Source organism: Klebsiella sp. Sb-30 (assembly GCF_057652795.1).
In genome coordinates, this window is record NZ_CM172749.1 from 3,131,917 (window position 1) to 3,157,858 (window position 25,942).

Sequence of the window (25,942 nt, forward strand, 5' to 3'; positions counted from 1 at the left end):
CAGGAGAACGGGGATGAATTTTCCATTAATAGCGAACGTTATCGTGTTCGCGGTTTTGCTGTTTGCGCTGGGGCAAACCCGCCACAAACAGTGGAGCCTCGCCAAAAAAGTACTGCTCGGCCTCGTCATTGGCGTGGTGTTCGGCCTGGCGCTGCAGTTGATTTATGGTTCCGACAGCCAGGTGCTGAAAGACTCCATTCAATGGTTCAATATCGTCGGCAATGGCTATGTCCAGCTGCTGCAGATGATCGTCATGCCGCTGGTTTTCGCTTCTATTCTCAGCGCCGTTGCTCGCCTGCATAATGCCTCGCAGCTGGGGAAAATCAGCTTCCTGAGTATCGGTACCCTGCTGTTCACCACGCTGATTGCGGCGCTGGTCGGCGTGCTGGTGACCAACCTATTCGGCCTGAGCGCCGAAGGTCTGGTGCAGGGCAGCGCGGAAACCGCGCGTCTGAATGCGATTCAGAGCAACTATGTCGGTAAAGTCGCTGACCTGAGCGTACCGCAGCTGATCCTCTCTTTTGTACCGAAGAACCCGTTTGCCGATCTGACCGGTGCGAACCCGACCTCTATCATTAGCATCGTTATCTTCTCCGCCTTCCTCGGCGTCGCCGCGCTGAAGCTGTTGAAAGATGACGTTGAAAAGGGCCAGCGCGTCCTGACCGCGATCGACACCCTGCAAAGCTGGGTGATGAAGCTGGTACGTCTGGTGATGCAGTTAACGCCGTACGGCGTGCTGGCGCTGATGACCAAAGTGGTGGCCGGTTCCAATCTGCAGGACATCATCAAACTCGGTAGCTTCGTGATTGCCTCCTATATTGGCCTCGGCATTATGTTTGTGGTTCACGGTCTGCTGCTGGCGATTAACGGCGTGAGCCCGCTGAAATATTTCCGCAAGGTGTGGCCGGTCCTGACGTTCGCCTTCACCAGCCGCTCCAGCGCCGCGTCGATCCCGCTGAATGTCGAAGCGCAAACCCGTCGCCTGGGCGTACCGGAATCCATTGCCAGCTTCTCAGCCTCCTTTGGCGCAACCATCGGTCAGAACGGTTGTGCGGGTCTCTACCCGGCGATGCTGGCCGTCATGGTGGCACCGACTGTCGGTATCAACCCGTTTGATCCGCTGTGGATCGCCACGCTGGTCGGCATCGTCACCGTGAGCTCCGCAGGGGTTGCAGGAGTCGGCGGCGGCGCAACGTTCGCGGCGCTGATCGTCCTGCCGGCCATGGGCCTGCCGGTGACTCTGGTGGCGCTGCTTATTTCCGTCGAACCGCTGATCGACATGGGCCGTACGGCATTGAACGTGAACGGCTCAATGACGGCCGGTACCCTGACCAGCCAATGGCTGCGCCAGACCGACAAAACGATTCTCGACAGCGAAGAAGACGCCGAACTGGCGCATCGCTAAGCCAACAGGCACAAAAAAACCGCAGATAGCCATCTGCGGTTTTTTTTATTTCTCGCTACCCTCTCATGAGGTGATTTCGCCTTCCTGGCGCATCTGCATGGCCCAGCGCTGCGCCGCTTCCGGGACGCTAAACGCTGGCGAGCGGCGGAAATGTTCGCCCATCAGCACAAAGGCGACATACTTGCCGCGCAACAGCCACACATCGCGAAAACCGTCCATTTTGACGGCGTGTTCCGGAGGGGCGGGCTCCACCCGAGGCACGTAGCTAATGACAGGGCGGTTTTGTTGGCGAAGTGTTTTCATAACCAATAGATTCACTAAACAAAGCGGGAAACAGAAACAGCTATCATAGCCGATTGCCCTGCCTTTCGTCGCCCCTTACGTGTGTTCTGCCCGCCGGGCAATAGTTTTCACGCCTCCTGCCGGCTCATCTGGTGAGATGCTCTATAGTTAGAAGGGTTTTGGTACCGCAACGACCATTTTTCAGTAATGAAAACAGGAGACGAGCAATGTCTGATCAGAACCATAAACCACAAAACCACAAAGCGCCTCATGACGGCAGCGAATCACAACCCGGACTGGACGCTCTGGCTCCGGACGATCAATCATGGCGCCCGACGCCGCATCCCACGGCTCCCGGAGAAGAACCCAGCGCGCCGGGAAGCCTCAAAGCGCCCGATATCCACAGCAGCAAACTTGACGCGCTGGCTCACCAGCGCAAAGGCAGCGAAAACGTCCCCCTGACCACCAATCAAGGGGTACGGATTGCCGACGATCAGAATTCGCTCCGCGCGGGGAACCGGGGCCCCACGCTGCTGGAAGACTTTATTCTGCGTGAAAAAATAACCCACTTTGACCATGAGCGGATCCCGGAGCGAATCGTCCATGCGCGCGGGTCGGCGGCGCACGGCTATTTTCAGCCCTATCGCAGCCTGCGCGACGTGACGAAAGCGGATTTTCTCTGCGATCCCGCGAGGAAAACCCCGGTATTCGTCCGTTTCTCTACCGTCCAGGGCGGCGCCGGCTCGGCCGATACGGTGCGCGATATTCGCGGCTTCGCCACTAAATTTTATACCGATGAAGGCATTTTTGACCTCGTCGGGAACAACACGCCGATCTTCTTCATCCAGGATGCGCTGAAATTCCCCGATTTCGTTCATGCGGTGAAGCCGGAACCACACTGGGCTATCCCGCAGGGACAAAGCGCTCACGACACCTTCTGGGATTACGTCTCTCTACAGCCGGAAACGTTACATAACGTGATGTGGGCAATGTCCGATCGCGGCATACCGCGCAGCTATCGCACCATGGAAGGATTTGGTATTCACACCTTCCGCCTGATCAATGCCGAAGGTAAGGCTACCTTTGTCCGTTTTCACTGGAAACCGCTGGCCGGTAAAGCCTCTTTGCTCTGGGATGAGTCGCAAAAGCTGACCGGTCGGGATCCGGATTTCCATCGCCGCGATCTGTGGCAAGCGATAGAAGCCGGCGATTATCCGGAGTATGAGCTGGGTCTGCAGCTGATCCCGGAAGAGGATGAACAGGCGTTTGACTTCGATCTGCTGGATCCCACTAAGCTGATCCCCGAAGCGCTGGTCCCGGTACAGAGGGTCGGGAAAATGGTGCTTAACCGCAACCCGGATAACTTCTTTGCCGAAAACGAACAGGCGGCGTTCCATCCAGGCCATATCGTACCGGGGATAGATTTCAGCAACGACCCGTTACTGCAGGGGCGGCTATTTTCGTATACTGATACCCAGATCAGCCGGCTGGGTGGGCCTAATTTCCATGAAATCCCGATTAATAAACCCACCTGCCCGTATCACAACTTCCAGCGCGATGGCATGCACCGGATGGATATTGATACCAACCCCGCCAACTACGAGCCAAACTCGCTCAACGATAACTGGCCGCGCGAAACGCCACCGGCCCCTAAGCGCGGCGGTTTTGAGTCGTACGCTGAACGCGTCGACGGTGAGAAAATTCGCCAGCGTAGCCCCTCGTTCACCGAGTATTACGCCCACCCGCTGCTGTTCTGGCGCAGCCAGACCCCGGTTGAGCAGCAGCATATTATTGATGCCTTTAGCTTCGAGTTAAGCAAAGTTGTCCGGGTATGGATCCGCGAACGGGTGGTCGATCAGCTGGCGCACATCGATATCCCGCTGGCGCAGGCCGTCGGCAAAAATTCAGGCATCGCGCTGAGCGACGAACAGTGCAAGATTACCCCGCCGCCGGACGTGAACGGGGTGAAAAAGGATCCCAGCCTGAGCCTGTATGCCATCCCCGGCGGGGAGATCAAGGGCCGCGTCGTCGCCGTGCTGCTCAACGAGCGCCCGGCAGCGCAGGATGTGCTGACCCTGCTGCAATCCCTGAAGGCGAAAGGGGTTCATCCCCGATTGCTTTATTCACGGATGGGAGAAGTGATTGCCGATGACGGCACGCGGCTGCCCATCTCCGGGACCTTTAGCGGCTCGCCATCGCTGACGGTCGATGCGGTCATCGTCCCGGGTGGCGACATGTCCCTTCTCAGCAACAGCGGGGAGCTACATTACTACCTGCTGGAGGCCTATAAGCATTTAAAACCGATCGTGCTGGCGGGCGACGGGCGCCAGTTTAAGGCTCTGCTGCAGGTCGCCACTCAGGGGGAGGAAGGACTTGTCGAGGCGGACGCCATTGACGCTCCGGCGATGGATACGCTGTTCACGCTGATGGCCGCGCATCGGGTGTGGTCGCGCGCCGGCAAAACGGCGGCGATTCCGGCCTGACAGAAAAGGACGGCGCGGGATCCCCCTCGCCGGATCTCCGACGCACGGGTGCAATCAGGGGAAGCCGTGTGCTTCCCCTCCGCCCGCGTTAAACGTCGCGGTAAGTCCCTAAACGGTACCCGCGCTCGGCAACCGCGTACTTGAGTGATGCCGAGGTCAGCACCTCCAGCTCTGCCAGCCGCGGGTAACAATAGGCGCTGCCCATAATGGTGTTATCCACAAACGCCGGATGGCACATCACTTCCAGAGACGATTCGCCCCGCTGGATAGAGGCATCCAGGGTTTGTAAAAACAGCGCCTCCGAGATGGCCTCGCCGTAAAACTCGCTGGTAAAACCGTCGCTGCTGCGCGCGGCATCCTGCGCCAGGTCATCACGCTCAGCGACCTGACGGTCAATACGCAGCGCCACCCCCTTCTCGCGGGCAAATGCCGCGACAATGGGATAAATCCGGGCGATCATATGCACGTGGTGATGGCTGTCGATATGCGTCGGCTCGCAGCCAAACAGCGCGATAAACCGGCGATACTGGCACTCCAGCTCATGCGCAATTTCATCCAGCGGCAGGCTATCCTCTTCCGCCATTTGCCAGATCCACTTCCCCAGACGCCCCTCGCGGGTCAGACCCGGCATCGCCGATAAAGGCTCGCCCAGAGTCAGGACAAAATGCATCCCGACCCCCAGCTCCGGCACGCAGCGGCTCAGCTGAGCCGCATGGCTAATCGCCGCCCCGTTAACCAGCGCCGTTGTCGAGGTGACCAGGCCATTTTTACAGGCTTCAATAATGCCGTAGTTCTGACCTTTACTCAGGCCAAAATCGTCGGCATTAACGATTAACACGCGTTCCATCAGCTCTCCCGTTACGCTTTCAGTTTCTCGATTGTCGCGGCAAAGTTTGGCAGCCACCTTTCGTGCGCGAGGATCATTTCGCGCGCCAGCTGCTCGGCATCGCGGTCAGAGTGAATCAGCGGACTCAAATTGAGCGCCAGCAGTACGTCGTTCAGTTCGCCGCTGATCGCGGCCTGGCTGGCCGCCACTTCAAAACCTTTGATGGTATAAATCAGCCCCAGCACTTTCTCATCGAAATGGCTGATGCGCGGCGTCGGCGTCGCCCCTACACTGCCGAGGGTGCAGGTCATTTCCACCGCCCAGTCCGCCGGAATATTATCAATATGGCCATGATGCGGGATATTCACGTAGTGCTCGGTCTGCTTGTCATTGTAGATAGCATTGATCACTTCACAGGCCGCATCGGAGTAATAGGCGCCGCCGCGCTGCTCCAGCTCTTTTGGTTTCACCTTCAGATCCGGGTTTTTATACAGCTCAAACAGCTGTTTTTCGACCTTCTGCACCACCTGGGCGCGGGCGCCGCCTTTGTAATACTCGCCCATTTCGATGGCCAGCATCTCTTTTGGTTTAAAGTAGTAGAGCAGATAGGAGCACGGAATCAGGCGCAGCGAGCGGATCAGCCCTTCGCTGAACGGTAAATCGAAGATGTTTTTCACCGAGTTGGCGCTCAGGGTACCGGAGGCTACGCCATCGAGCAGCTCGTCGAAGCGCGATTTGCCATTCACCAGCACATCGCGAACGAACACCAGGTGATTAAGACCAAACAGGTCGATATTCAGTTCATCTTCCGGCGTCAGCTGCAGCACATCGGTGATAAACATTTTCATGCCGATCGGAATATTACACACGCCGATAAAGCGCTTAAAGTTGGTGTGGCGATAGACCGCCTCGGTCACCATCCCCGCCGGGTTGGTAAAGTTGATGATCCAGGCATCCGGGCAGATCTCCTGTACATCCTTCACGATATCAAAAATCACCGGAATGGTACGCAGACCTTTAAACAGACCGCCGGCGCCGTTAGTCTCCTGACCGAGGTAGCCGTGGCTGAGCGGAATGCGTTCATCTTTTTCTCGCGCCTTCAGCTGGCCAACCCGCAGCTGTGTGGTGACGAAATGAGCCCCTTCCAGCGCGGCGCGGCGATCCAGCGTTTTGTAGACCTTCATCGGAACGCCCGCTTTTTCCACCATACGCTGGCACAGCGCATGGATAATATCGAGTTTCTCCTGCCCTTCTTCTACATCAACCAGCCACAATTCCGTTACCGGCAGTTCGTGATAACGCTTGATAAACCCTTCCAGTAATTCCGGGGTATAGCTGCTGCCGCCGCCGATAGTGACAATTTTTAATTTCTGGCTCATTATATTCTCCCTTGGGGCACTACGAATTGTACGTAGCCCACCCTCCGCCTGGAGGCGGAAAGTTAAATTGAATATGTCCTGGCGCGGAACAATCCGCTCCGGTTAATTAATGCTGGTCAGTTGTTTTCGGTAATTGCTTGGCGTAAATGAGGTCAGCTTCTTGAATGTTTTAATAAACAAACTTGGGCTGCTGTACCCCGATTCGTAAGCAATATCGGTGACCGAGTAGTTGGTGATTTCCAGCTGCTTCTTGGCGAAATTGATGCGAATATCATTGATAATCTGCATCGGCGTTTTACCATAATAGCGTTGGGTTGCCCGGGTTAAATATTCCTGGGTTTTCCCGGAGAGCGCGACCATATTCTCCAGCGCGCCTTCACCAAACTTCAGTTTATCGTGCATATCCTCGACGGTATTTTTCAGCCATTGCGGAATGACATCCTGCACCGGCTCCTCGCGATAATGCCGTAAACGGTTAATGGTATAAAACGAGACCAGCTCAATAAATTCGTCAAACTCAGTTTCGCGAAAGTTCAGCGAAGCGATAACCGACTCGATGTAGCTGAGAAAGGTGCTTTTTACCGCGTAGACCTGCGAAGCAACCAGACCAAACGGCAGCAGCGGCAGATAGTGTTTCTCAAAGAAACTTTTGCTGATGCCAACGTTAAGAATGCGAGTCGCGCCAAAAGCATAAAAACTCTGGTGGTGCGACCCCATCGGGATAAAGACAAAATCCCCGCGCTCCAGCAATACCCGTTTGCCATTGATTTCCTGATAATAGCGCCCGGTTAAAACGATGGTGTACTCGTAATAATCATGCTGGTGAAGCCCGCTTACGCTTTCCGTTTTGTTATAGATAACCACATGAAAATTTTTCCCGTTGAAAAGCTGTTGTTCCCGTGCGGTACTGATCTCGGTGGTTATCATCTTTGGCTGCCTCATCGTGTTGATGGCCTATTGTACCTTCTCGTGCAGCTCAATCAATTCGGCAACCAGCTCGCGCGCCAGCATTGAGGTCATCAGATGATCCTGCGCATGAACCAGTACCAGACTGACCTTCATTTTGCCTTCGCCTTCATCGCTTTCAATGAGCTGCGTCTGCACGCGATGCGCTTCGCTCAGCGCCATTCGCGACTGCTCCATCATGTTTTTAGCGGCGGCAAAATCGCCCTGCTTGGCCTGCTTAAGTGCAGCATATGCCAGGCTACGGGCCTGTCCGGAGTTGATAATCAGCCCCATCACCACCTCTTCGAGGTCATTTTCAGGTGCGTCAACCGCTTCGATATTATCCAGATCAAACATAGTATTTCCTCATTTCTCAGGCGGTACGGGAAAGCTCCCGTACCGCTCGACATCAGAATTTCAGCGCGTTAGCGATATCTTCTTCGCTTTCCTGCTCTTCAATAACCGCCTGTGCCTTGTTGGAGACCGCGACGAACGGCAGGTAAACCAGCACCGACACACACAGGTTGAACAGCGCCACGCAAAGTGCAGCGATACTCCCGTTACTGTTGAAGAATGCCCCGAGGCCGGTAGGCATGGTCCACGGCGCCAGGTTGGTCACCGGCGGGATAATTCCCATCGAGTAAGCAGCCAGCGTAATCGCGGCCAGAATCGGCTGAATCAGGACGAACGGGATAAACATCACCGGGTTCATAATAATCGGCAGACCAAACAGAATCGGCTCGTTAATCTGGAAGATGCCTGACGGCAGCGCCAGTTTAGCCACCTGACGATGATCTGCGCGGCGTGAGCCGATGAAGATGGCGATAATCAGACCGAGCGTGGCCCCGGAACCACCCAACAGGATGTAGGAGTCCAGCATCGGCTTGGCCCAGAAGTGGAACTCTTTGCCCGCAGCGATAGCGGCTTCAACGGAACCGTACTGGTTGTACAGCGCGATGTTTTCCAGCGCCCACGGAGTCATGATGCCGTTGTCCAGCGCGGTCAGCGCCAGAGACCCGTGTACGCCGAAGAACCACAGCAGGGAGTTAAAGATAACGTAGGCCCAGCCCACCACGCTGCCCATCGACGCCAGCGGTCTGGAGATGGAGTCCATGATGATCTGGTGGAAGTTGCTGCCATGGTTGGCCAACAGCCAGGAGATAATGCCGAATACGGAGAGGATCAGGAAGCCCGGAATCAGCGCAGAGAATGAGCGCGATACCGAGGCCGGTACGCTGTCCGGCAGGGTAATAACCCAGTTGCGACGGATAACAAAGGTGAACATTTCCGCCACCAGCAGGCCAATAATCATGCCCGAGATGATGTTTGCCCCACCCAGCCAGTTTGCGCCGACCGCATAGGCCTCGCCTACGCTGTAAGGTGTAACGGTCATAAAGGCAGCGACCGATAACAGCCCCGCGGCCAGCGGATCGACTTTGCGCTCTTCAGCCAGCGCCATGCCGATAAAGAACGGCGCCATCAGCGACATTATCCCTAACGTCCCGTTATAAACGTTGCCGCCGATAGCCTTAAAGCCATTTAATGTTTCAATGGTCGAGCCATCCAGGCGAATACCCATTGAATAGAAGAAAGAACCTTCACCAAAGCTCAGAAAAACGTTGTTGATTAATACGAACATGGCCCCCGCGAGGGTCAGCGGCATTAATTTAATAAAGCCGTTTTTAATCGCATTAATGTGCGGTTGCTTTCCTATTTTAACTGCAAAAGGAAGGAGTACCTTTTCAAGCGAGTCAATCACTTTGCTCATAGCAAATACCCTTAAAAGCCGTAATCGAATCATTACGGCATAGATGTATGAAATTACTCTTTGACGGGAAAATAAACTCTCACCTTTCGCTATTCAGGAAAATCAGATAATGCTTTAACGCACTGTTGATTCAGCGAAAAACAAAAAGATATTGAGTTTTAAAATTAAATTATTGTGCAGCAGCTTTCTTAATGGCCGCAACGGCCGCTTTCAGTACACCTAACCCATCGACTTTGCCATAAAGCACAGAGTCGATAACTTCCACCGGCTTATTCGGTAACAGCCGCTGAATTTCTGGAAGCATATACGCAATTTGTGGACCTAATAATACGACATCGGCTTCAGGGCCTTTTTCTCCAGCAAGTGTCTCAGGATAGGCCTCAATGATGACCGGCACTTCATATTTTTCGGCCTGTGCACGCATTTTAGAGACCAGCAGTGAAGTAGACATTCCAGCCGAGCAAAACAAATAGATGTGTTTCTTTTCCATGAGCGCTTCCTCAATTTGTAAGACCTGGCGGCTTCAGTATCATCTGATGTCTGACAGCCGGTTAAGACAGGTAATCATTCAATTAGTATTGTTTATGCATTGAGTATACGGCATCGTGCGGGGCCTGGATAATTCCTGGTTAATCAAAATTGTCTCTCATTGACCTCGTGTTTTGACTACCCTCACATTTCCCCCAAATAATTCGCGCAATTAAATAAGCATTAGCGGTCATAAAAAAACCCGACCAGTGGTCGGGCTTTCGTAGATCTCAGCATGTTGCATTACTTGCTGTTGCGCGGGTCGGTATCGTACTCCGCACAGGTCTGGTAGCCGGAGTTCATGACGCGACCGGTATCGTCGAGGGCAACAAAGTAGGTTTCAAGTTTACCATCTCGTTGACCCAGGATATAGGTCTGGCAGGTTCCACGTGCGTGGATCATGGTGACCTCAGAAGACGGTTTACCCGCAATCTGTAAAACCTGTGACCGGGTCATCCCTTTTTTGACATCTTTGACGACCGGTTGAGTGAACTGGTCGGCGGTACGATCGTAAGCCGTACACCCTGCCAGCATGGTCAAAACTGCTGCTGCGCCCAGAAATCCTGCTAAATTCTTGTTCATATTGCGTCCTCTTTTCTTCTGCGTGTTAATAAGCCTGGAATAAATACCGTTATTTTTCAAGCCGAAGGTACAAAAGGAGCTAATTTAAGCTTTTTCTAATAAAAAAATCCTATGTCATTGATTGCTCTCTTTTGCGCCACTCAATTCTGTGATCCTTGTCGTTTTCCCGGCAAAGAGGTAGCTTTAACCCCTACTGGCAGCCAAACAGATTCACTTTCCGGAGGGCGCGATGACGCTACAACAAGAAATTATTCAGGCGCTGGGCGCGAAGCCCCAGATCGATGCTGAGGGTGAAATTCGCCGCAGCGTGGACTTTTTGAAGTCGTACTTGCAGACCTACCCTTTTATTAAGTCACTGGTTCTGGGAATCAGCGGCGGCCAGGATTCAACCCTGACAGGCAAACTTTGTCAGCAGGCCATTAATGAACTGCGTGCCGAAACCGGCGATGAAAAGCTGCAGTTTATTGCCGTACGCCTGCCTTACGGTGTCCAGGCGGATGAGCAAGATTGCCAGGATGCGATCGCCTTCATCCAGCCGGATCGGGTGCTGACGGTGAATATTAAAGGTGCGGTACTGGCCAGCGAGCAGGCATTGCGGGAAGCCGGGATTGAGCTCAGCGACTTTGTTCGCGGCAATGAGAAAGCCCGTGAACGCATGAAAGCACAATACAGTATTGCCGGGATGACCCACGGCGTGGTGGTAGGCACTGACCATGCGGCGGAGGCGATTACCGGCTTCTTTACCAAGTACGGAGACGGCGGCACGGATATCAACCCCATCTTCCGTCTCAATAAGCGCCAGGGCAAGCAGCTGCTGGCGCTGCTGGGCTGCCCGGAGCATCTGTATAAGAAGCTGCCGACCGCCGATCTGGAAGACGATCGCCCGTCGCTGCCGGACGAAGCTGCGCTGGGCGTAACCTACGACAATATTGATGACTATCTGGAAGGTAAAACGCTGGATGCGAGCATCGCCCGAATTATTGAAGGCTGGTATCTGAAAACCGAGCATAAGCGCCGGACGCCGATCACCGTTTTCGATGACTTCTGGAAAAAATAACGCGCTCCCCCCGCATTTCTCTGACCCCGGCCATCGCCGGGGTTATTTTTTGCACTTTTCGCTGCCTGCACGCCCTGCTATACTGGATAAATAACCAGCATCAGGAGCCCGTGTGGTGAGAAGGCAATCTGCCCCGCGTCTGGAATTCGACGCCGCGGCTATCTATGAATATCCCGAACATCTGCGTCCGTGGGTCGAGGCACTGCCTAATCTGCCGGGCGTGTATCTGTTTCACGGCGAGAGCGATACGCTCCCGCTGTATATCGGTAAGAGCGTGAATCTCCGCAGTCGGGTGCTATCGCACCTGCGTACTCCCGAAGAGGCGGCCATGCTGCGTCAGGCACGAAGCATCAGCTGGCAACGTACCGCGGGAGAGCTGGGCGCGCTGCTGCTGGAGGCGCAGCTGATTAAAGAACGCCAGCCGCTGTTTAATAAGCGCCTGCGGCGTAATAAGCAGCTCTGCTCGTTGCTGTTGGAAGACATCCGCCCGCAGGTGGTGTACGCCCGCGAGGTTGATTTTTCCCACCACAATCATCTGTATGGCCTGTTCGCAAACCGGCGGGCAGCGCTGCAGGCGCTGAAAACCCTCGCTGACGAACATCATCTTTGCTACGGGCTGCTGGGACTGGAGACGCTTACTCCGGGCCGCGCCTGTTTCCGACACGCGCTGGGGCGTTGCGCCGGCGCCTGCTGCGGTCGGGAAAGTCTTGCCGCACATCATGAAAGACTCCGCGCCCGGATGGCGCAGATGCAGCTGGTGTGCTGGCCGTGGCCTGGGGCCGTCGCGCTGGAGGAGAAAGGCCCGGACCTCACCCACTATCACGTCATTCATAACTGGCTGTGGCTGGGATCGGTCGAGACGCTGGAGCAGGCCGAGACCTTAACGCGCCAGCCGGCCGGTTTTGATCATGACGGCTACAAAATTCTCTGCAAACCGCTGCTGAGCGGCCGCTTTACGCTGCATCCGCTCTCCCCTCGTTAGCACAAAAAAAACCGCCGGTCCTGCCCAATGCCTGACGGCGATGTTGGGCAAGACCGGCGGTCTTCATTCAAAGCGCTGAGTTATTCAGCTGGTGCAGGCATTTTACCTTCTGGCGCTTTGCGATCTGTCAGATGCTTCTCAAAATTCGCATTGAACTGTTTTTTCTGTTCCGGCGTCAGAATGTTGTAAATCTTGTTCTGGGTTTCCATACGGGAAAGCGCCATCGCTTTATGCTGCGCTTCCATTTTATCGATCTGCGCTTCCGCTTTCGCTTTATCGAAGGTATCGCTGGCGATCAGCTCATGCATCGCGCGGCGTTCGTCCAGGGACGGACGTTTCATGTTTTCGCGCTGGCCCTTCATGATGTCGCGGATCTGCTGTTTTTGCGCATCGGTCAGATTGAGCCCCTTGAACATCATTTCGTGCTGGCCGCCATGCATACCTTTATGGTGCATCATCGGTTTGCTTTCAGGCTGAGCCGCGGTGGTATCAGCAGCGTGAGCCAGGTTAGCGGCACCCAGAGCCAGTGTAGAGGCAACAAACAGAGCAGTAATCTTCTTCATATCCAGTCCTTACTTTAAGTTATTCTTACGGCGTGTTGCCGTGTTGACGAGATAAACTTTACGACGTTTATCGTCAATTAGTCAGAGCAAGAGTAAAACAATGAAAGTGTAAAAAACATTTTCTCACCAATTGTGGAGAAAATAAGGAAATTAAGGAGGGAATTGCAACAAAAAATATATAACGCATTGTTTTTTATTTGTTTTGATGGATTATAAAGCAGCAGAGATTAAAAACAAAGCATTTATCCAGGAATAATCTGCAATCAGCCCCCCGCGCACGAAAAAATAAAATTATGCACAAGAGGTGACTATACAAAATTAAACGGCCGCCCGAATGAGCGGCAGAATATTCGGCGAGCGGCTACGATAAACGCTCCAGCATCAACCCGGCCCGCAGCCCCCGCGCCACGGACGGGTTAGGAAACAGAACAAACTCCTGTGCCTTTTCTACCACATAGCGGGTATCACCATCTTCGGCGAGCAAGGTTCCGCCAGGAAAGGCGGTAAAATTGAGCGTCTGATCCGACATACAGAGATGAAAATTATCGCTATGACGGGTAATTTGCTGCACCACCCGATAGCGCAGCGGCGCCGGATCGGCGTCAACGACCGTCAGATCGCCCACCAGCAAACGCATTAGCGCCCGTTGGGTGACGTTAAATTGCGTCAGATTGTTAGCGCCAAACGGTAACGCCTTACCAAGTTCCAGGGTACAGGAGAGCGCAGCAAAGCGTTCGCAGCTGAAGTGGGTGAATGTCCCCGCCGGCTGCTGATGGAAGACCAGCGCCTCCAGCCCGGCACCTCCCAGCCAACTTAAAAACCCGTCATCCCACGGAGTTTCCCGCGCCGGAAGCACGCCAAAGCGCGTATGCAGCGATCCGCGTATCGCGGTATGTAAATCAAGGTGCCAGCGGCTGCCCGTGCCGGCGCCATAAAACCGCGTCAGTACCTGCTCCAGCTGACGCGCTCTGGCCGTCTCGTCGCTGACGGGAAAACGCTGCCAGCGCCCGCCAAACATCCGGTTCATGTCGCTGTCGCGGTAGCGCTTATTTTCCCGCAGCGCGAGCGGGTTGCCAAAGATCACCAGCAGCCGCCAGTGCAGCGGCAGCTCACCGCTAAACAGCTGCTGTAGCAGCAGATGGGTCATCTCCACCGGAGCGGTTTCATTGCCGTGGATACCCGCGGACAGAACCAGCGAACGCTCGCAGCGCGCATGCGGAGTCAATTGCAACACCCCGCAGTCCAGCCAGTGCCAGCGAAAATGCGCCGTTTCGCCATGAAAATGGTGAGGCAAACGCCCCGCCAGAGTTAATGCCAGAAAGTCGTCCACGACGCCTCCTTGAAACGAAAACTGAGTCACAGCGACTGCTGGAACGGATAAACGGAACCCAGCTGCAGGATTTGCGTCAGCCGATCGAGCGCCTCGCGACCTTCGTTCAGCAGCTGTGGATCCGCCAGATCCGCCTGGGTGAGACGATCGCGATAGTAGCGATCGACCCAGTCATTGAGGGTCACAAACAGCGCCTCGTTCATCAACACCGCCGGATTCACCGCCCGCAGCTCCGCCTCCGTCAACACCACTCGCAGGCGTAGACAGGCCGGCCCCCCGCCGTTCGCCATACTTTCGCGCAGATCGTAAACCTGCAGTTCATCAATCGGATTATCTGCGGCCAGAAGCGTATTCAGGTAGCGCCAGACGCCAGGATGTTCCTGTGCCTCCTGAGGGAGAATCAGCCGCATCGTTCCATCGGGCTTACTCAGCAACTGACTGTTAAACAGATAGGTCGCCACCGCCTCTTCTACCGTCACCGCCTGAGTCGGTACGATAACGGGCGTAAACCCGGCAACCTGCCCGGCAAGCTGGCGCATCAGCTGCGGCTGATCGACGAACGCCTGCTCATGGCAAAACAGCACCTGGCGATTACTCACCGCAATCACATCGTTGTGAAATACCCCTTTATCAATCACCGCCGGATTCTGTCGGGCAAAAATCACCTGCCGCGGGTTAACCTGATTCAGGCGCGCAACCGCCTGACTGGCTTCCAGCGTCTGCCGTGCCGGGTAGCGCTGCGGGCTTTCTCCCTCGCCGCCCTGCTGACGACCGTAAATAAAAAGCTGCAGACCCGGCGCGCCATACTCGCCACCGAGGCGGTTATGGTTCGCCGCCCCTTCATCGCCAAACAGCGCCACCTGCGGTAGAGGAGGATGGATAGCAAAGCGCTGCTCATCGGGGAAGATCGCGCGCAGCAGCGCCTCGGTCGTTGGCGCTTCGCTGGCGCGGTGGAATTTATCGTTAAGATTGGCCACGGTCAGGTGAACCCGGCCATCCAGCGAATCGGCGGAAGGTGAAACCGTCGCCGCGTTGGCCACCCACATTGACGAAGCCGAGCTCACCGCCGACAGCAGATCCGGCGCCTGGCGGGCCGCCTTCTCGATGACCTGCGGATCGCTGCCGCTGAATCCAAGCTGGCGCAGCAGGGGAACATTCGGCCGTTCCTGTGGCGCAATGACGGCCTGGGGATAGCCGGCATCCGCCAGCGCCTTCATCTTTTTCAGCCCCTGCTTCGCCGCCAGCTGCGGGTTCGATACCCGATAGCGATGCCGTGTCGACGCCTCATTGCCAAAAGAGAGTCCGGCGTAGTGATGGGTCAGACCGGGAAGCCCGTCAAAATTTACCTCAAAGGCTTTCATCGTCCGGCTCCTCGCAGGAAGTCGAGACCGGGACTGAGGGTCTCCGGCAGCGTCAGTTCCGGCGTTTCGAGACTTGCCATCGGCCACGCGCAATAATCGGCCGCGTACCACGCTCCCGGACGGTGGTTACCGGAGGCTCCCACGCCGCCAAACGGTGCGGTGCTGGCGGCGCCGGTCAGCGGTTTGTTCCAGTTGACAATTCCGGCCCGCGCCTCCAGCAGCAGACGGTCGAATTTCTCGCGCTCTGCGGAAATCAACCCGCAGGAAAGCCCAAATCGAGTGGCATTCGCGAGAGTAATCGCCTCAGCAAAATCGTCATAGCGCCAGACGCTGAGCAGCGGACCAAACACTTCCTCGTCGGCGACTTCCGCCACCGTCGTCAGCTCGATGATTCCCGGCGTCAGCAACGAGGTTCCGGCCCGTAGCAGCCGCGGCTCCAGCAACGTTTTTCCGCCGTTAGCAACGTGCCCGAGCCAGGCCTGATGAACCTTTTGCGCCGCCTGGGGCGAGATCAGCCCGCCAAGGAACGGCTGCGGCGACGCATCCCAGGCGTCGGGCACCAAAGTTTGTGACACCGTCACCAAACGGGCAAGAAACGCATCGCCTTTCTCGCCGCGCTTCACCAACAGGCGACGAGCACAGGTACAGCGCTGTCCGGCGGTAATAAAGGCTGACTGGATGGTCAAATGTACCGCCGCATCGATGTCCTGCGGGTCGTCGACAATCAGCGGATTGTTGCCGCCCATTTCCAACGCGAGAATCTTTTCCGGCTGGCCGGCGAGCTGGCGGTGCAGCTGAAACCCCGTCGCCGAGCTGCCGGTAAACAGCAGCCCGTCAATATCCGGCTGGGCGCTGAGCGCTTCGCCGGTTTCTCGTCCGCCCTGCAGCAAGTTCAGAACCCCCGGCGGCAGTCCCGCCTCGGCCCATAGCTTCACCACCGCCTCGCCGCTGTGTGGCGTCAGTTCGCTGGGCTTAAACACCAGCGTATTCCCCGCCAGCAGCGCCGGCACAATATGCCCATTGGGCAAATGGCCGGGAAAATTGTATGGGCCAAACACCGCCAGCACGCCATGCGGGCGATGACGCAGCGTCGCCGAGCCGTCGCCCATAGCCGTCTGCGACTCACCGGTACGGCTATGGTAGGCTTTCAGGGAAATAGCGATTTTGTTGATCATCGCGCTGATTTCCGTTACCGCTTCCCACTGCGGCTTACCGGTTTCCGCGGCAATGATGGCGGTTAACTTTGTTTTGTTCGCTTCCAGCAGCGCGGCAAACTTTTCTACGATCGCCTGACGGACGCTGAACGGCTGTCTGGCCCACGTCGGGAAGGCTCGTCTCGCGGCACTGACCGCCAGCGCCACCTGTCCGGCATCGGCGTCGCTACCCTGCCAGAGCAGCGCCTGGCTGACCGGGTTGGTTTTTGTCCGCGCCGGACCGTGTCCGCTCTGCCAGTCACCGTTGATCCATAAACTCATGATTTTTTCTCCTCCGGAATCAGACGCACCAGTCTCACCCGGTCGCCGACATGGCATTTCAGGGCATCCAGTTCGCGCGCGCTTAACAGCAGGCGATCGGTATCCGGATCGGCGTGCACCAACAGCGCGCGAAACTGCAGATACTGCTCGTTGGCAACCAGGCATACCGGCCATTCCCCCGGTGCGGGCTGCCCTTCCGCAACGGTCACCAGCCGGCTTTTACGAATCGCCCGTACCCGGTCAATGTCGCACTCCAGCGTCGGCCCACCGTCGAAAATGTCGATATAGTTGCGGTAGCGAAACCCTTCTTTCTCCAGCACCGCACGTGCCGGCGCCGTTTGCGGGTGCACTTCGCCGATCACCGCGCGCGCCTCATCGGATAGAAAGTCGATATACAGCGGATGCTTCGGCATCAGGGCGGCAATAAAGGCTTTTTGCCCGGTCCCGCACAGGTAGTCGGCACGAGAGAACTCCATGGCGAAAAAGCGTTTGCCGAGGCTTTCCCAGAACGGGGAATAGCCCTGTTCATCAATCACGCCGCGCATCTCCGCCACCACTTTTTCATTAAAGTGTTCGCGGAACGCGGCCATAAACATAAAGCGCGATTTCGACAACAGATAGCCGTTGCCCTCTTTACGCCAGGCCGGATCGAGAAACAGCGTGCACAGCTCGCTGCTGCCGGTGTGATCGTTGCTGAGAAACAGCGTCGGCAACGCATTGTAGACATTCAGCTCTTTCGAGGCATGAACCTGCGTCCCCACGCGGTAGTTGTACCAGGGATCGTTCAACCCCACCGCAACTTCGATAGCGCAAATCCCCACCACCGCGCCGCTGCTGGTCTCTTCAAGCACAAAAACATAGCCCTGTTCGCTTTTTGGCAGCTCCCCTCGCCAGGTTTTCTGTGAACGTTCAATCCGCGCCGCCAGCGTCTTTTCATCGGCAGGCAGCGATGTCAGGCCGCCGCCGGTTTCACCAGCCAGGGTCATCAGACCGGCCAGATCTTCGGCGACTACAGGACGAATCACCATCATGATGACGCTCCCGCGAGGAAGTGTTGGCAGGCCAGCTCAAAGCGATCCAGCCCGGTTTTGACCTCTTCCTCACTCACAATGAGCGCCGGAGCGAAACGCACCACGTTCGCGCCGGCAATCAGAATCATCAGCCCCTCTTCCGCCGCCTGGGTACTGATGGCTTTCGCCTTTCCGGCCCAGGCATCATTGAGGACGCAGCCGATCAGCAATCCCAGCCCCCGGATCTCCTTAAACAGACCATAACGCGCGTTAATGGCGTTCAGTCTCTCGGTAAACCACTGGTGGCGCTGCTTCACGCCGTTCAGTACCGCCGGCGTATTGACGATCGACAGCACTTCGCCGGCCACCGCGCTGGCCAGCGGATTACCACCGTAGGTGGTACCGTGCGTCCCGACGGTCATGACGCTGGCACAGGCTTCCGTTGCCAGCAGCGCGCCAATCGGGAAACCGCCGCCCAGCGCTTTCGCCGTCGACAGGACATCCGGCGTGACGCCATAGTGCATGTAGGCATACAGTTCACCGGTACGACCCACACCGGTCTGGACTTCATCAAAAATCAACAGCGCATGATGGGCGTCGCACAGCTCGCGCAGGCCGCGCAGGAAAGCCGGATCGGCTGGCACCACGCCCCCTTCGCCCTGCATCGGCTCGACAATGACCGCGCAGGTATTGTCATCGATAAGCGCCCGGGCTGATTCGAGATCGTTATAGACAGCATGCTGGATCTGCGGCGGCAGCGGGGCAAAATCCTGAGAATAGGCCGGCTGGCCGCCCGCGGAGACGGTAAACAAGGTGCGACCGTGGAAGGCATTTTTGAACGCGACGATACCGCTTTTATGGCTGCCGAAACGGTCATGAGCATATTTGCGCGCCAGCTTCAGCACCGCTTCGTTAGCCTCTGCGCCTGAGTTACAGAAGAAAACGCGATCGGCAAACGTCGCGTCAATCAGCTGTTTCGCCAGGCGCAGGACCGGCTCATTGGTATACCCGTTGCCGGTGTGCCAGAACTTTCCGGCTTGTTCCGTCAACGCGCGAATGAGCTGAGGGTGAGCATGTCCCAGGGCATTCACCGCAATGCCGCCGGCAAAATCGATATACTCTTTTCCCTGCTGATCCCACAGGCGTGAACCTTCACCGCGTACCGGAATAAAAGCCGCTGGCGCGTAGACCGGCATCATCCATTCATCAAAATTGTTACGCGTAATTGACTGAGACATATCGACCTCTTCCGGTAAATAAAAAGTATGAATAATGTTAAAAATTATGGGTTATTACGCTGTAAATGTAGATTGCACGCTTCGTGCCAGCCAGAGGGGAAAATGCATAAATCAGAGTCAAGTAAGGAATATCAATAGGTTACGATTTCTCTTTATGCACAATAAATGCATAAATAGTGAATAAATATCTTACTCGCCGGCCATAACAGTGAATAAATCAAATAGTTTATGCATCGGTAAGATATAATTCTGTATTTGTGATCCTCTACGAAATTTATCGTAGATATCCGCCCTTTTTTAGCGCAGCCTGCGCCAGAATGGTGCGCGCGGGTTACGTCAGCGACGCCAATCGGAACAACAGGCACAATAAAATGCCTTCCGGCAGCCAGCCCGGCGAATTTCTGCTACCATCCCTGCACTATTCACCTTGCACAGTGGCAGCGACTATGAAATTTCTCTCTTTTAATATCAACGGCCTGCGTGCCCGCCCCCACCAGCTGGCCGCCATCGTCGACAAACATCAGCCTGACGTCATTGGCTTACAAGAAACCAAAGTACACGACGACATGTTTCCGCTCGAAGAGGTTGCAAAGCTCGGGTACAACGTGTTCTACCACGGTCAAAAAGGGCACTATGGCGTGGCGCTGCTGACCAAAGAGACGCCGGTCGCCGTACGCCGCGGTTTCCCCAACGATGGCGAAGAGGCCCAGCGCCGCATCATCATGGCGGAAATTCCGTCGGCATTCGGGAATGTCACGGTGATCAACGGCTACTTCCCGCAGGGCGAAAGCCGCGACCACGAAACCAAGTTCCCGGCAAAAGCGGCGTTCTACCAGAACCTGCAAAACTATCTTGATAGCGAACTGAACAAAGATAATCCGCTGCTGATCATGGGCGATATGAACATCAGCCCAACCGACCTTGACATCGGCATTGGCGAAGAGAACCGCAAGCGCTGGCTGCGCACCGGTAAGTGCTCATTCCTGCCGGAAGAGCGCGAGTGGATGGCGCGTTTGCTGGACTGGGGTCTGGTTGACACCTGGCGTCAGGCCAACCCGGACAACCAGGATCGCTTCTCCTGGTTTGACTACCGCTCCAAAGGCTTTGACGATAACCGCGGTCTGCGTATCGACCTGCTGCTGGCAAGCTCTCCGCTGGCGCAGCGCTGCGTAGAAACCGGTATTGATTACGACATTCGCGGTATGGAAAAACCGTCTGACCATGCGCCGGTCTGGGCCACCTTCAAACCGTAACGCGTTTTCTCCGTCGACTCTCCCGGCCTGACGGTCGCGGAGAGTCCGCTTATCCTGAGCAAAATCAATAAATCCGCGGTAAGACATTGTTGTAGCTCGCCATTTATTATACTGTCGCGCACACCCTGGCAAGCGGGGTGGAGGTTCACGGAACGCGGTTAAAACAGGAGATCCCCCATGGAAAAGAAGCCGTCATAAAGCAGAATCCAGGCTGCTGCTGATTTTCGCCCTGCTCTGCGCCACGCTGGCGATGATCTCCTTCTCCGGCTTTGCCGATCTGGTGACCCACTTCCGCCATCTCCAGTCGCTGATTCAACACAGCGGCCCGCTCGGCTGGACGCTCTATGTTGCCTTATTTATCGTCGCGACCCTGTGCCTGATTCCGGGCAGTATCCTGGTGATGGTCGGAGGCGTGGTCTTTGGCCCGGTATGGGGCACCCTGTTATCGCTGTGTGCGGCCACGGTGGCCTCGGCGCTCTCGTTTTTGCTGGCCCGCTGGCTGGGTCGGGATCTGCTGCTGAAATATGCCGGACATACCGCGACCTTTCAGGCGATTGAACGTGGTATTGCCCGCAGCGGTACTGATTTCCTGATTTTTACCCGCCTGGTGCCGCTGTTTCCGTACAACATTCAAAACTATGCCTATGGTCTGACGGCCATTCCGTTCGGCTCATTTATGCTGATCTCGGTCCTGACAACCCTGCCAGGGCTGTTTATCTATACCCTGATGGCGAGCGAACTCGCCAGAGAGGGCATTACGTTGGGGTTTATGCTGAAACTGAGTCTGGCCGGCCTCGCCTTATTTGGCATCATTCAGGGCGCCAAAATCTTTGCCCGGCGGCGGCAGATCGATCCCGACAAACTGCAGGTTAGCCATGAAGAAAAATAACGCCCGTCTCATCTGGTACGCTCGCGCGGCGCTGATCCTCATTGTCGTGGCCGCGCTCGTCGCCTGGTGGCGTATCCCCGCCGTGAATGCGTTTATTCAGCACAGTCTGGCGGCTTTTTCCGCCTTAGATCAGCACGCCATTGAGCGCTTTATTCACGCCTACGGTCCGCAGGCGGCCCTGGTTTCTTTCGCCTTAATGATCCTGCAGGCTGTCGTGGCGCCGCTCCCCGCCTTTCTGATCACCTTCGCAAACGCGTCGCTGTTTGGCGCCTTCTGGGGCGGTGCCCTTTCCTGGGTCAGCGCCATGGCCGGCGCCGCGCTGTGTTTTTTTATCGCCAGGGTGCTGGGTCGTGAAGCGGTTGAAAAGCTGACCGGAAAAACGGTGCTGCGCAGTATGGACGCTTTCTTCGACCGCTACGGCCACCAGACGGTGTTGATCTGCCGGCTGCTGCCGTTTGTCCCCTTTGATCCCATCAGCTATGCGGCGGGTCTGACGTCGATTCGCTTTCGCCAGTTTATGTTTGCCACCGGCATCGGCCAGTTGCCCGCCACGATAGTGTACTCGTGGGTGGGCAGCCAGTTAACCGGCGGGACATTCTGGTTTATGACCGCCTTATCCGTTCTGTTTGCGCTGACGCTGATTATCTTTATTGCTAAAGCCTGCTATCTCGAACGTCATAAGAGGAAATCCTGATGAGGTTGCCGCCGCTGCGTACCATCCCCCTGATCCTGCGCCCGCAGGCCTGGCTGCATCGTCGCCACTACGGCGAGGTGCTTAGCCCTATTCGCTGGTGGGGGCGTATTCCGCTGGTCTTTTATCTGGTGTCGATGTTTGTCGGCTATCTTGAACGCAAGCGTTCGCCCCTTGATCCGGTGCTACGCGCGCTGGTCAGCGCCCGCATCGCTCAGATGTGTCTGTGCGAATTTTGCGTGGATATCACCAGCATGAAGCTGGCTGAACGCACCGGCAGCGCCGAGAAGCTCCTCGCCGTCGCCCGCTGGCGCCAGAGCCCGCTGTTCAGCGAAGACGAACGTCTGGCGCTGGAGTATGCCGAAACCGCCAGCCTTACGCCGCCAACCGTCGACGATGCGCTGCGCGGCAAACTCATGGCGCGATTTGATGCCCAGGCCCTGACCGAACTCACGGCGCTGATCGGCTTACAAAATTTGTCGGCACGGTTTAATTCCGCCATGGCGATCCCGGCTCAGGGCCTGTGCCAGATCCCTCAGCCAACCTCTTCAGAAGACACCAAATCATAAGGAGCGGATCATGCGCTACTGTTTACTCTGGCTCGCGGCGCTGCTGTGGGCCCCGCTTGCCGCTCACGCCGACGATAGCTGGCAACAGATCGCCCGCCAGGCCCGCGGACAGACGGTGTGGTTTAATGCCTGGGGCGGCGACCCGGCGGTAAATCGCTATCTCGACTGGGTCAGCGCGGAGGTGAAACGCGACTATGCTATCGACCTGCGCATTGTGCATATCGCCGATGCCGCAGATACGGTAAAGCGCCTGCAAACGGAAGCCCGCGCCGGGCGCAAGCATCATGGCTCCGTCGATCTGCTGTGGGTCAACGGCGAGAACTTCCGTACCCTGAAAACCGCCAACCTGCTGCAAACCGGATGGGCGGAGACGCTGCCAAACTGGCGCTATGTTGATACCCGCCAGCCGGTGCGTGAAGATTTCTCCCTGCCGACCGAAGGCGCAGAGTCCCCGTGGGGCAGCGCGCAGCTCACCTTTATCGCCCGACGTACGCAGACGCCGACGCCACCAGACAGCCCGGAGACGCTGCTGACCTTTGCCGTCGCGCATCGCGGCGAGGTCACCTATCCGCGTCCGCCGGACTTTACCGGTACCGCCTTCCTCGAACAGTTGTTGATGACTCTGACGGAACGCCCGGAAGCGCTGCGTCGCCCCCCGGAGCCGCAGACGTTTGCCGCCGTCACCGCACCGCTGTGGCGCTATCTCGACCGGCTTCATCCCCTGCTGTGGCGGGAGGGGCGCGACTTCCCGGCCTCGCCGGCCCGCATGGATGCCATGCTGGCAACCGGTACGCTTCGGCTGTCGCTGACGTTTAACCCGCTGCATGCCCGGCAAAAAGCGGTCAGCGGCGAGCTGCCGAAGGACAGCTATGGCTTTGGTTTTGAGCGCGGGATGCTCGGCAATGTGCACTTCGTGACCATTCCAGCCAATGCGCGCGCCCCGGCGGGCGCCAGAGTGGTGGCCAACTTCCTGCTCTCCCCGGCGGCGCAGCTGCGTAAAGCCGATCCGGCGGTGTGGGGCGACCCCAGCGTGTTGAACCCGCAGAGCTTACCCGACGACCAGCGCCAGGCCCTGCAGGCGCGGGCTCCGCAGAACCCGCCGCCGGTACTGGCGGAACCCCACGCGGCCTGGGTTGATGCCCTGGAGCAGGAATGGCTGCGCCGTTACGGTACCCACTGATTCTGCTGGCCTGGGGAATCATGGCGCTGATTTACCTGCCCGTCTTCCCGGCCATTGCGCTCATGCTCGCGCCGGCGTTCCGCCTCGCCTGCTGGCAGGCGCTGTTCGCCGATCCTCAGATTTGGCAGGCGCTGGCGGCGACCCTGATCTCCACGCTCCTCGCGGTCGGCGGCGCGCTGCTGATAAGTCTGACTCTCGTCGCCGCGCTCTGGCCCTCCCGCGGCTGGCGGCAGCTGGCGGGACGCCTGCCGCTCCTGTTAGCCGTGCCCCACGTCGCCTTTGCCACCGGCGCGCTGCTCCTTTTCGCCGAAGGCGGCTGGCTGTATCGCGTCTGTTCCGTTTGCTCCCCGCCGGCCGATCGCTACGGCATTGGTCTGGGGCTGACGATGGCCATCAAAGAGAGCGGATTTTTGCTGTGGGCGATCTACGGTCTTCTGAGCGAAAAACGCCTGGCCGAGCAGGCTACGGTCCTGAAAAGCCAGGGATACGGCCGCTGGCAGTGTCTCAACTGGCTGATACTGCCGACGCTGTTGCCTTCACTTGCTATCGTTCTGGTGGCCACCACCGCATGGAGCCTGTCGACGGTGGATGTCGCGCTGGTGATCGGCCCGGGCAACCCGCCTACGCTTGCGGTACTCGCCTGGCAATGGTTAAACCAGGGTGATGATATGCAGCAGGCGAAAGGTGCCCTCGCCAGCCTGCTGTTGCTGCTCATCCTGGGAGGGGTGCTTGTTTGCGCCTGGGGTGGATGGCGTCTCTGGCAGCGACAGATCCCTGACCTGCGAGGCATTCGTCGTCCGCAGCCGCGCGCGCTCGCCGGACGGCTGCTGGCAATCGGCCTGCCGTTGAGCGGCCTGCTTTGCGCGCTGCTGCTGGCGGCGCTGGCGCAGAGCGCCTCTCCGCTAAACGATAGCCTGGCGAACAGCCTGGGGCTGGCGCTTCTCGCCTCTCTGGCAGGGGCGCTTGTCTGCCTGCTGTGGCTGGAGTGCGGTCCTTCCCGCGGCGATAGCTGGGTCTGGCTACCGCTGGTTCTGCCCGCGCTGCCGCTGGCCGACGGTCAGTATCAACTGGCGCTGTATACCTGGCAGGATGGGCAATTTGCCACCGTCTTGTGGGGCCATCTGCTGTGGGTGGTTCCGTGGATGCTGTTTGTTCTGCGTCCGGCGTGGCGTCACCGCGATCCGCGTCTGGAACTGGTCGCGCGAACCCTTGGCTGGGGACGCTGGCAACGCGTCTGGCGGGTAAAACTTCCGATGCTGGTGCGCCCGCTGCTGATGGCGCTGGCGGTCGGCTTCTCGGTAAGCATTGCCCAGTATCTGCCCACCCTGTGGCTGGGGGCCGGCCGGACGCCGACATTAACCAGCGAAGCCGTAGCGCTCAGCAGCGGCGGCGATACGCAAACGCTCGCCGCGCAGGCATTATGGCAACTGCTGCTACCGGCGATGGTCTTTTCCCTGACCGCCCTGCTGGCATGGCTGGCTGGCCGCTATCGACGAGGATTACGCTAGTGCTCACCGTAAACAATCTGACCCTGACGTTGCATCACCGTCCCCTGCTGCGGGAAATCGCCTTTTCCGTTTCTCCGGGAGAAGTACTGACGCTGATGGGGCCATCCGGCAGCGGCAAATCTACGCTGTTCGCCTGGATGATTGGCGCGCTGGAGGCCCCTTTTCACGCCAGCGGCGAACTGTGGCTCTACAACGAACGCTGCGATGAACGCCCCACCGAGCGACGGCGGATTGGGATTCTGTTTCAGGATGCGCTGCTGTTCGACCACTTCAGCGTCGGGCAAAACCTGCTGCTGGCGCTGCCGGCCGACATCCGCGGCGCGGCGCGCAAAATTCAGGTGCAGCAGGCGCTGGAACGGGCCGGGCTGGCCGGGTTCTATTCCCGCGATCCGGCGACACTCTCCGGCGGCCAGCGCGCCCGCGTCAGCCTGCTCCGCGCCCTGCTGGCGCGCCCGCTGGCACTGCTGCTGGATGAGCCGTTTAACCGCCTGGATGCCGAACTACGCGCCGGTTTTCGCCGTTGGGTATTTGATGAGCTGGCGCGCCTCGCCATTCCGGCGGTGCTGGTGACCCACGACAGTGGCGATATTCCCGACCGCGGCCGCTGTCTGAATATCCGCGACTGGCAATGAAAACCC

The 25,942-nt window shown here is 57.4% G+C and carries 25 protein-coding genes; 11 read left to right on the forward strand and 14 right to left on the reverse strand.

Annotated elements, in window-relative coordinates:
• Nucleotides 1–13 precede the first annotated feature (13 nt).
• Nucleotides 14–1,405 carry an L-cystine transporter gene (locus AC236I_RS14670; protein ID WP_004860941.1) on the forward strand — a complete coding sequence of 464 codons (1,392 nt, stop codon included), beginning with the start codon at nucleotides 14–16 and terminating at the stop codon, nucleotides 1,403–1,405.
• Between the two features lie 63 nt (nucleotides 1,406–1,468).
• On the opposite strand, the gene cedA is transcribed toward AC236I_RS14670, so the two are convergent.
• A complete protein-coding gene (gene cedA / locus AC236I_RS14675; protein ID WP_004860939.1) occupies nucleotides 1,469–1,708 on the reverse strand; it encodes a cell division activator CedA in 240 nt (79 codons plus the stop codon).
• Nucleotides 1,709–1,914: 206 nt separating this feature from the next.
• Between cedA and katE the strand changes: the two genes are divergently transcribed.
• Nucleotides 1,915–4,170: a catalase HPII gene (gene katE / locus AC236I_RS14680; RefSeq protein ID WP_487608527.1), complete on the forward strand. Its 2,256-nt coding sequence runs from the start codon at nucleotides 1,915–1,917 to the stop codon at nucleotides 4,168–4,170.
• Nucleotides 4,171–4,258: 88 nt separating this feature from the next.
• Here katE and chbG read toward each other — a convergent pair whose 3' ends face one another.
• The 7 genes from chbG to osmE all read right to left on the reverse strand — a co-directional run bounded on the left by chbG (nucleotide 4,259) and on the right by osmE (nucleotide 10,198).
• Nucleotides 4,259–5,017: a chitin disaccharide deacetylase gene (chbG, locus tag AC236I_RS14685; RefSeq protein WP_004860933.1), complete on the reverse strand. Its 759-nt coding sequence runs from the start codon at nucleotides 5,015–5,017 to the stop codon at nucleotides 4,259–4,261.
• Between the two features lie 11 nt (nucleotides 5,018–5,028).
• On the reverse strand, nucleotides 5,029–6,375 hold the full coding sequence (locus AC236I_RS14690; RefSeq protein ID WP_487608528.1) for a 6-phospho-beta-glucosidase: 1,347 nt from the start codon (nucleotides 6,373–6,375) through the stop codon (nucleotides 5,029–5,031).
• 102 nt (nucleotides 6,376–6,477) lie between these two features.
• Nucleotides 6,478–7,302, reverse strand: a complete 825-nt coding sequence (gene chbR / locus AC236I_RS14695) for a transcriptional regulator ChbR (protein ID WP_004860924.1) — start codon at nucleotides 7,300–7,302, stop codon at nucleotides 6,478–6,480.
• A gap of 27 nt (nucleotides 7,303–7,329) precedes the next feature.
• On the reverse strand, nucleotides 7,330–7,677 hold the full coding sequence (gene chbA, locus AC236I_RS14700; protein WP_004860922.1) for a PTS N,N'-diacetylchitobiose transporter subunit IIA: 348 nt from the start codon (nucleotides 7,675–7,677) through the stop codon (nucleotides 7,330–7,332).
• A gap of 52 nt (nucleotides 7,678–7,729) precedes the next feature.
• The gene (gene chbC / locus AC236I_RS14705; RefSeq protein WP_004860919.1) at nucleotides 7,730–9,088 is read right to left on the reverse strand and encodes a PTS N,N'-diacetylchitobiose transporter subunit IIC; all 1,359 of its coding nucleotides are present in this window, start codon (nucleotides 9,086–9,088) and stop codon (nucleotides 7,730–7,732) included.
• 169 nt (nucleotides 9,089–9,257) lie between these two features.
• Entirely contained in the window at nucleotides 9,258–9,578 is a 321-nt protein-coding gene (gene chbB / locus AC236I_RS14710) for a PTS N,N'-diacetylchitobiose transporter subunit IIB (protein WP_004860916.1), read from the reverse strand.
• Nucleotides 9,579–9,859: 281 nt separating this feature from the next.
• Nucleotides 9,860–10,198 (reverse strand): osmotically-inducible lipoprotein OsmE, encoded by a 339-nt coding sequence (osmE, locus tag AC236I_RS14715; protein WP_004860914.1) that lies wholly within the window; start codon nucleotides 10,196–10,198, stop codon nucleotides 9,860–9,862.
• Between the two features lie 229 nt (nucleotides 10,199–10,427).
• On the opposite strand from osmE, the gene nadE reads away from it, so the two are divergent.
• Both nadE and cho read left to right on the forward strand, forming a co-directional pair.
• Nucleotides 10,428–11,255, forward strand: a complete 828-nt coding sequence (gene nadE, locus AC236I_RS14720) for an NAD(+) synthase (protein ID WP_004860911.1) — start codon at nucleotides 10,428–10,430, stop codon at nucleotides 11,253–11,255.
• A 112-nt stretch (nucleotides 11,256–11,367) separates the two neighbouring features.
• Nucleotides 11,368–12,237, forward strand: coding sequence for an excinuclease Cho (gene cho, locus AC236I_RS14725; RefSeq protein WP_015584586.1), 870 nt, complete (start codon nucleotides 11,368–11,370; stop codon nucleotides 12,235–12,237).
• 80 nt (nucleotides 12,238–12,317) lie between these two features.
• Here the strand turns inward: cho and spy are convergent, their stop codons facing one another.
• The 6 genes from spy to astC form a co-directional block, all read right to left on the reverse strand.
• On the reverse strand, nucleotides 12,318–12,800 hold the full coding sequence (spy, locus tag AC236I_RS14730) for an ATP-independent periplasmic protein-refolding chaperone Spy (protein ID WP_004860902.1): 483 nt from the start codon (nucleotides 12,798–12,800) through the stop codon (nucleotides 12,318–12,320).
• 361 nt (nucleotides 12,801–13,161) lie between these two features.
• Nucleotides 13,162–14,130 (reverse strand): succinylglutamate desuccinylase, encoded by a 969-nt coding sequence (gene astE, locus AC236I_RS14735; protein WP_064359528.1) that lies wholly within the window; start codon nucleotides 14,128–14,130, stop codon nucleotides 13,162–13,164.
• A gap of 26 nt (nucleotides 14,131–14,156) precedes the next feature.
• Nucleotides 14,157–15,491 carry an N-succinylarginine dihydrolase gene (astB, locus tag AC236I_RS14740; protein WP_032717267.1) on the reverse strand — a complete coding sequence of 445 codons (1,335 nt, stop codon included), beginning with the start codon at nucleotides 15,489–15,491 and terminating at the stop codon, nucleotides 14,157–14,159.
• The gene (gene astD / locus AC236I_RS14745; protein WP_487608529.1) at nucleotides 15,488–16,966 is read right to left on the reverse strand and encodes a succinylglutamate-semialdehyde dehydrogenase; all 1,479 of its coding nucleotides are present in this window, start codon (nucleotides 16,964–16,966) and stop codon (nucleotides 15,488–15,490) included. Before astD ends, astB begins: the two co-directional genes overlap by 4 nt.
• A complete protein-coding gene (gene astA, locus AC236I_RS14750) occupies nucleotides 16,963–17,997 on the reverse strand; it encodes an arginine N-succinyltransferase (RefSeq protein ID WP_004860890.1) in 1,035 nt (344 codons plus the stop codon). Before astA ends, astD begins: the two co-directional genes overlap by 4 nt.
• Nucleotides 17,994–19,214, reverse strand: a complete 1,221-nt coding sequence (gene astC / locus AC236I_RS14755) for a succinylornithine/acetylornithine transaminase (protein ID WP_487608530.1) — start codon at nucleotides 19,212–19,214, stop codon at nucleotides 17,994–17,996. Before astC ends, astA begins: the two co-directional genes overlap by 4 nt.
• A 446-nt stretch (nucleotides 19,215–19,660) precedes the next feature.
• Here astC and xthA point away from each other — a divergent pair, with 446 nt between their 5' ends.
• The 7 genes from xthA (at nucleotide 19,661) to AC236I_RS14790 (ending at nucleotide 25,936) form a co-directional block, all read left to right on the forward strand.
• The gene (xthA, locus tag AC236I_RS14760) at nucleotides 19,661–20,467 is read left to right on the forward strand and encodes an exodeoxyribonuclease III (RefSeq protein ID WP_015584590.1); all 807 of its coding nucleotides are present in this window, start codon (nucleotides 19,661–19,663) and stop codon (nucleotides 20,465–20,467) included.
• A gap of 250 nt (nucleotides 20,468–20,717) precedes the next feature.
• On the forward strand, nucleotides 20,718–21,356 hold the full coding sequence (locus tag AC236I_RS14765; RefSeq protein ID WP_015584591.1) for a TVP38/TMEM64 family protein: 639 nt from the start codon (nucleotides 20,718–20,720) through the stop codon (nucleotides 21,354–21,356).
• Nucleotides 21,343–22,050: a TVP38/TMEM64 family protein gene (locus AC236I_RS14770; RefSeq protein WP_044349458.1), complete on the forward strand. Its 708-nt coding sequence runs from the start codon at nucleotides 21,343–21,345 to the stop codon at nucleotides 22,048–22,050. Before AC236I_RS14765 ends, AC236I_RS14770 begins: the two co-directional genes overlap by 14 nt.
• Nucleotides 22,050–22,616, forward strand: coding sequence for a carboxymuconolactone decarboxylase family protein (locus AC236I_RS14775; RefSeq protein ID WP_487608531.1), 567 nt, complete (start codon nucleotides 22,050–22,052; stop codon nucleotides 22,614–22,616). Before AC236I_RS14770 ends, AC236I_RS14775 begins: the two co-directional genes overlap by 1 nt.
• A 10-nt stretch (nucleotides 22,617–22,626) precedes the next feature.
• A complete protein-coding gene (locus AC236I_RS14780; RefSeq protein WP_487608532.1) occupies nucleotides 22,627–23,796 on the forward strand; it encodes an ABC transporter substrate-binding protein in 1,170 nt (389 codons plus the stop codon).
• Nucleotides 23,769–25,304 (forward strand): ABC transporter permease subunit, encoded by a 1,536-nt coding sequence (locus AC236I_RS14785; protein WP_044349462.1) that lies wholly within the window; start codon nucleotides 23,769–23,771, stop codon nucleotides 25,302–25,304. Before AC236I_RS14780 ends, AC236I_RS14785 begins: the two co-directional genes overlap by 28 nt.
• Nucleotides 25,304–25,936: an ATP-binding cassette domain-containing protein gene (locus AC236I_RS14790; RefSeq protein WP_004860866.1), complete on the forward strand. Its 633-nt coding sequence runs from the start codon at nucleotides 25,304–25,306 to the stop codon at nucleotides 25,934–25,936. The genes AC236I_RS14785 and AC236I_RS14790 overlap by 1 nt, the downstream gene beginning before the upstream one ends.
• Nucleotides 25,937–25,942 lie beyond the last annotated feature (6 nt).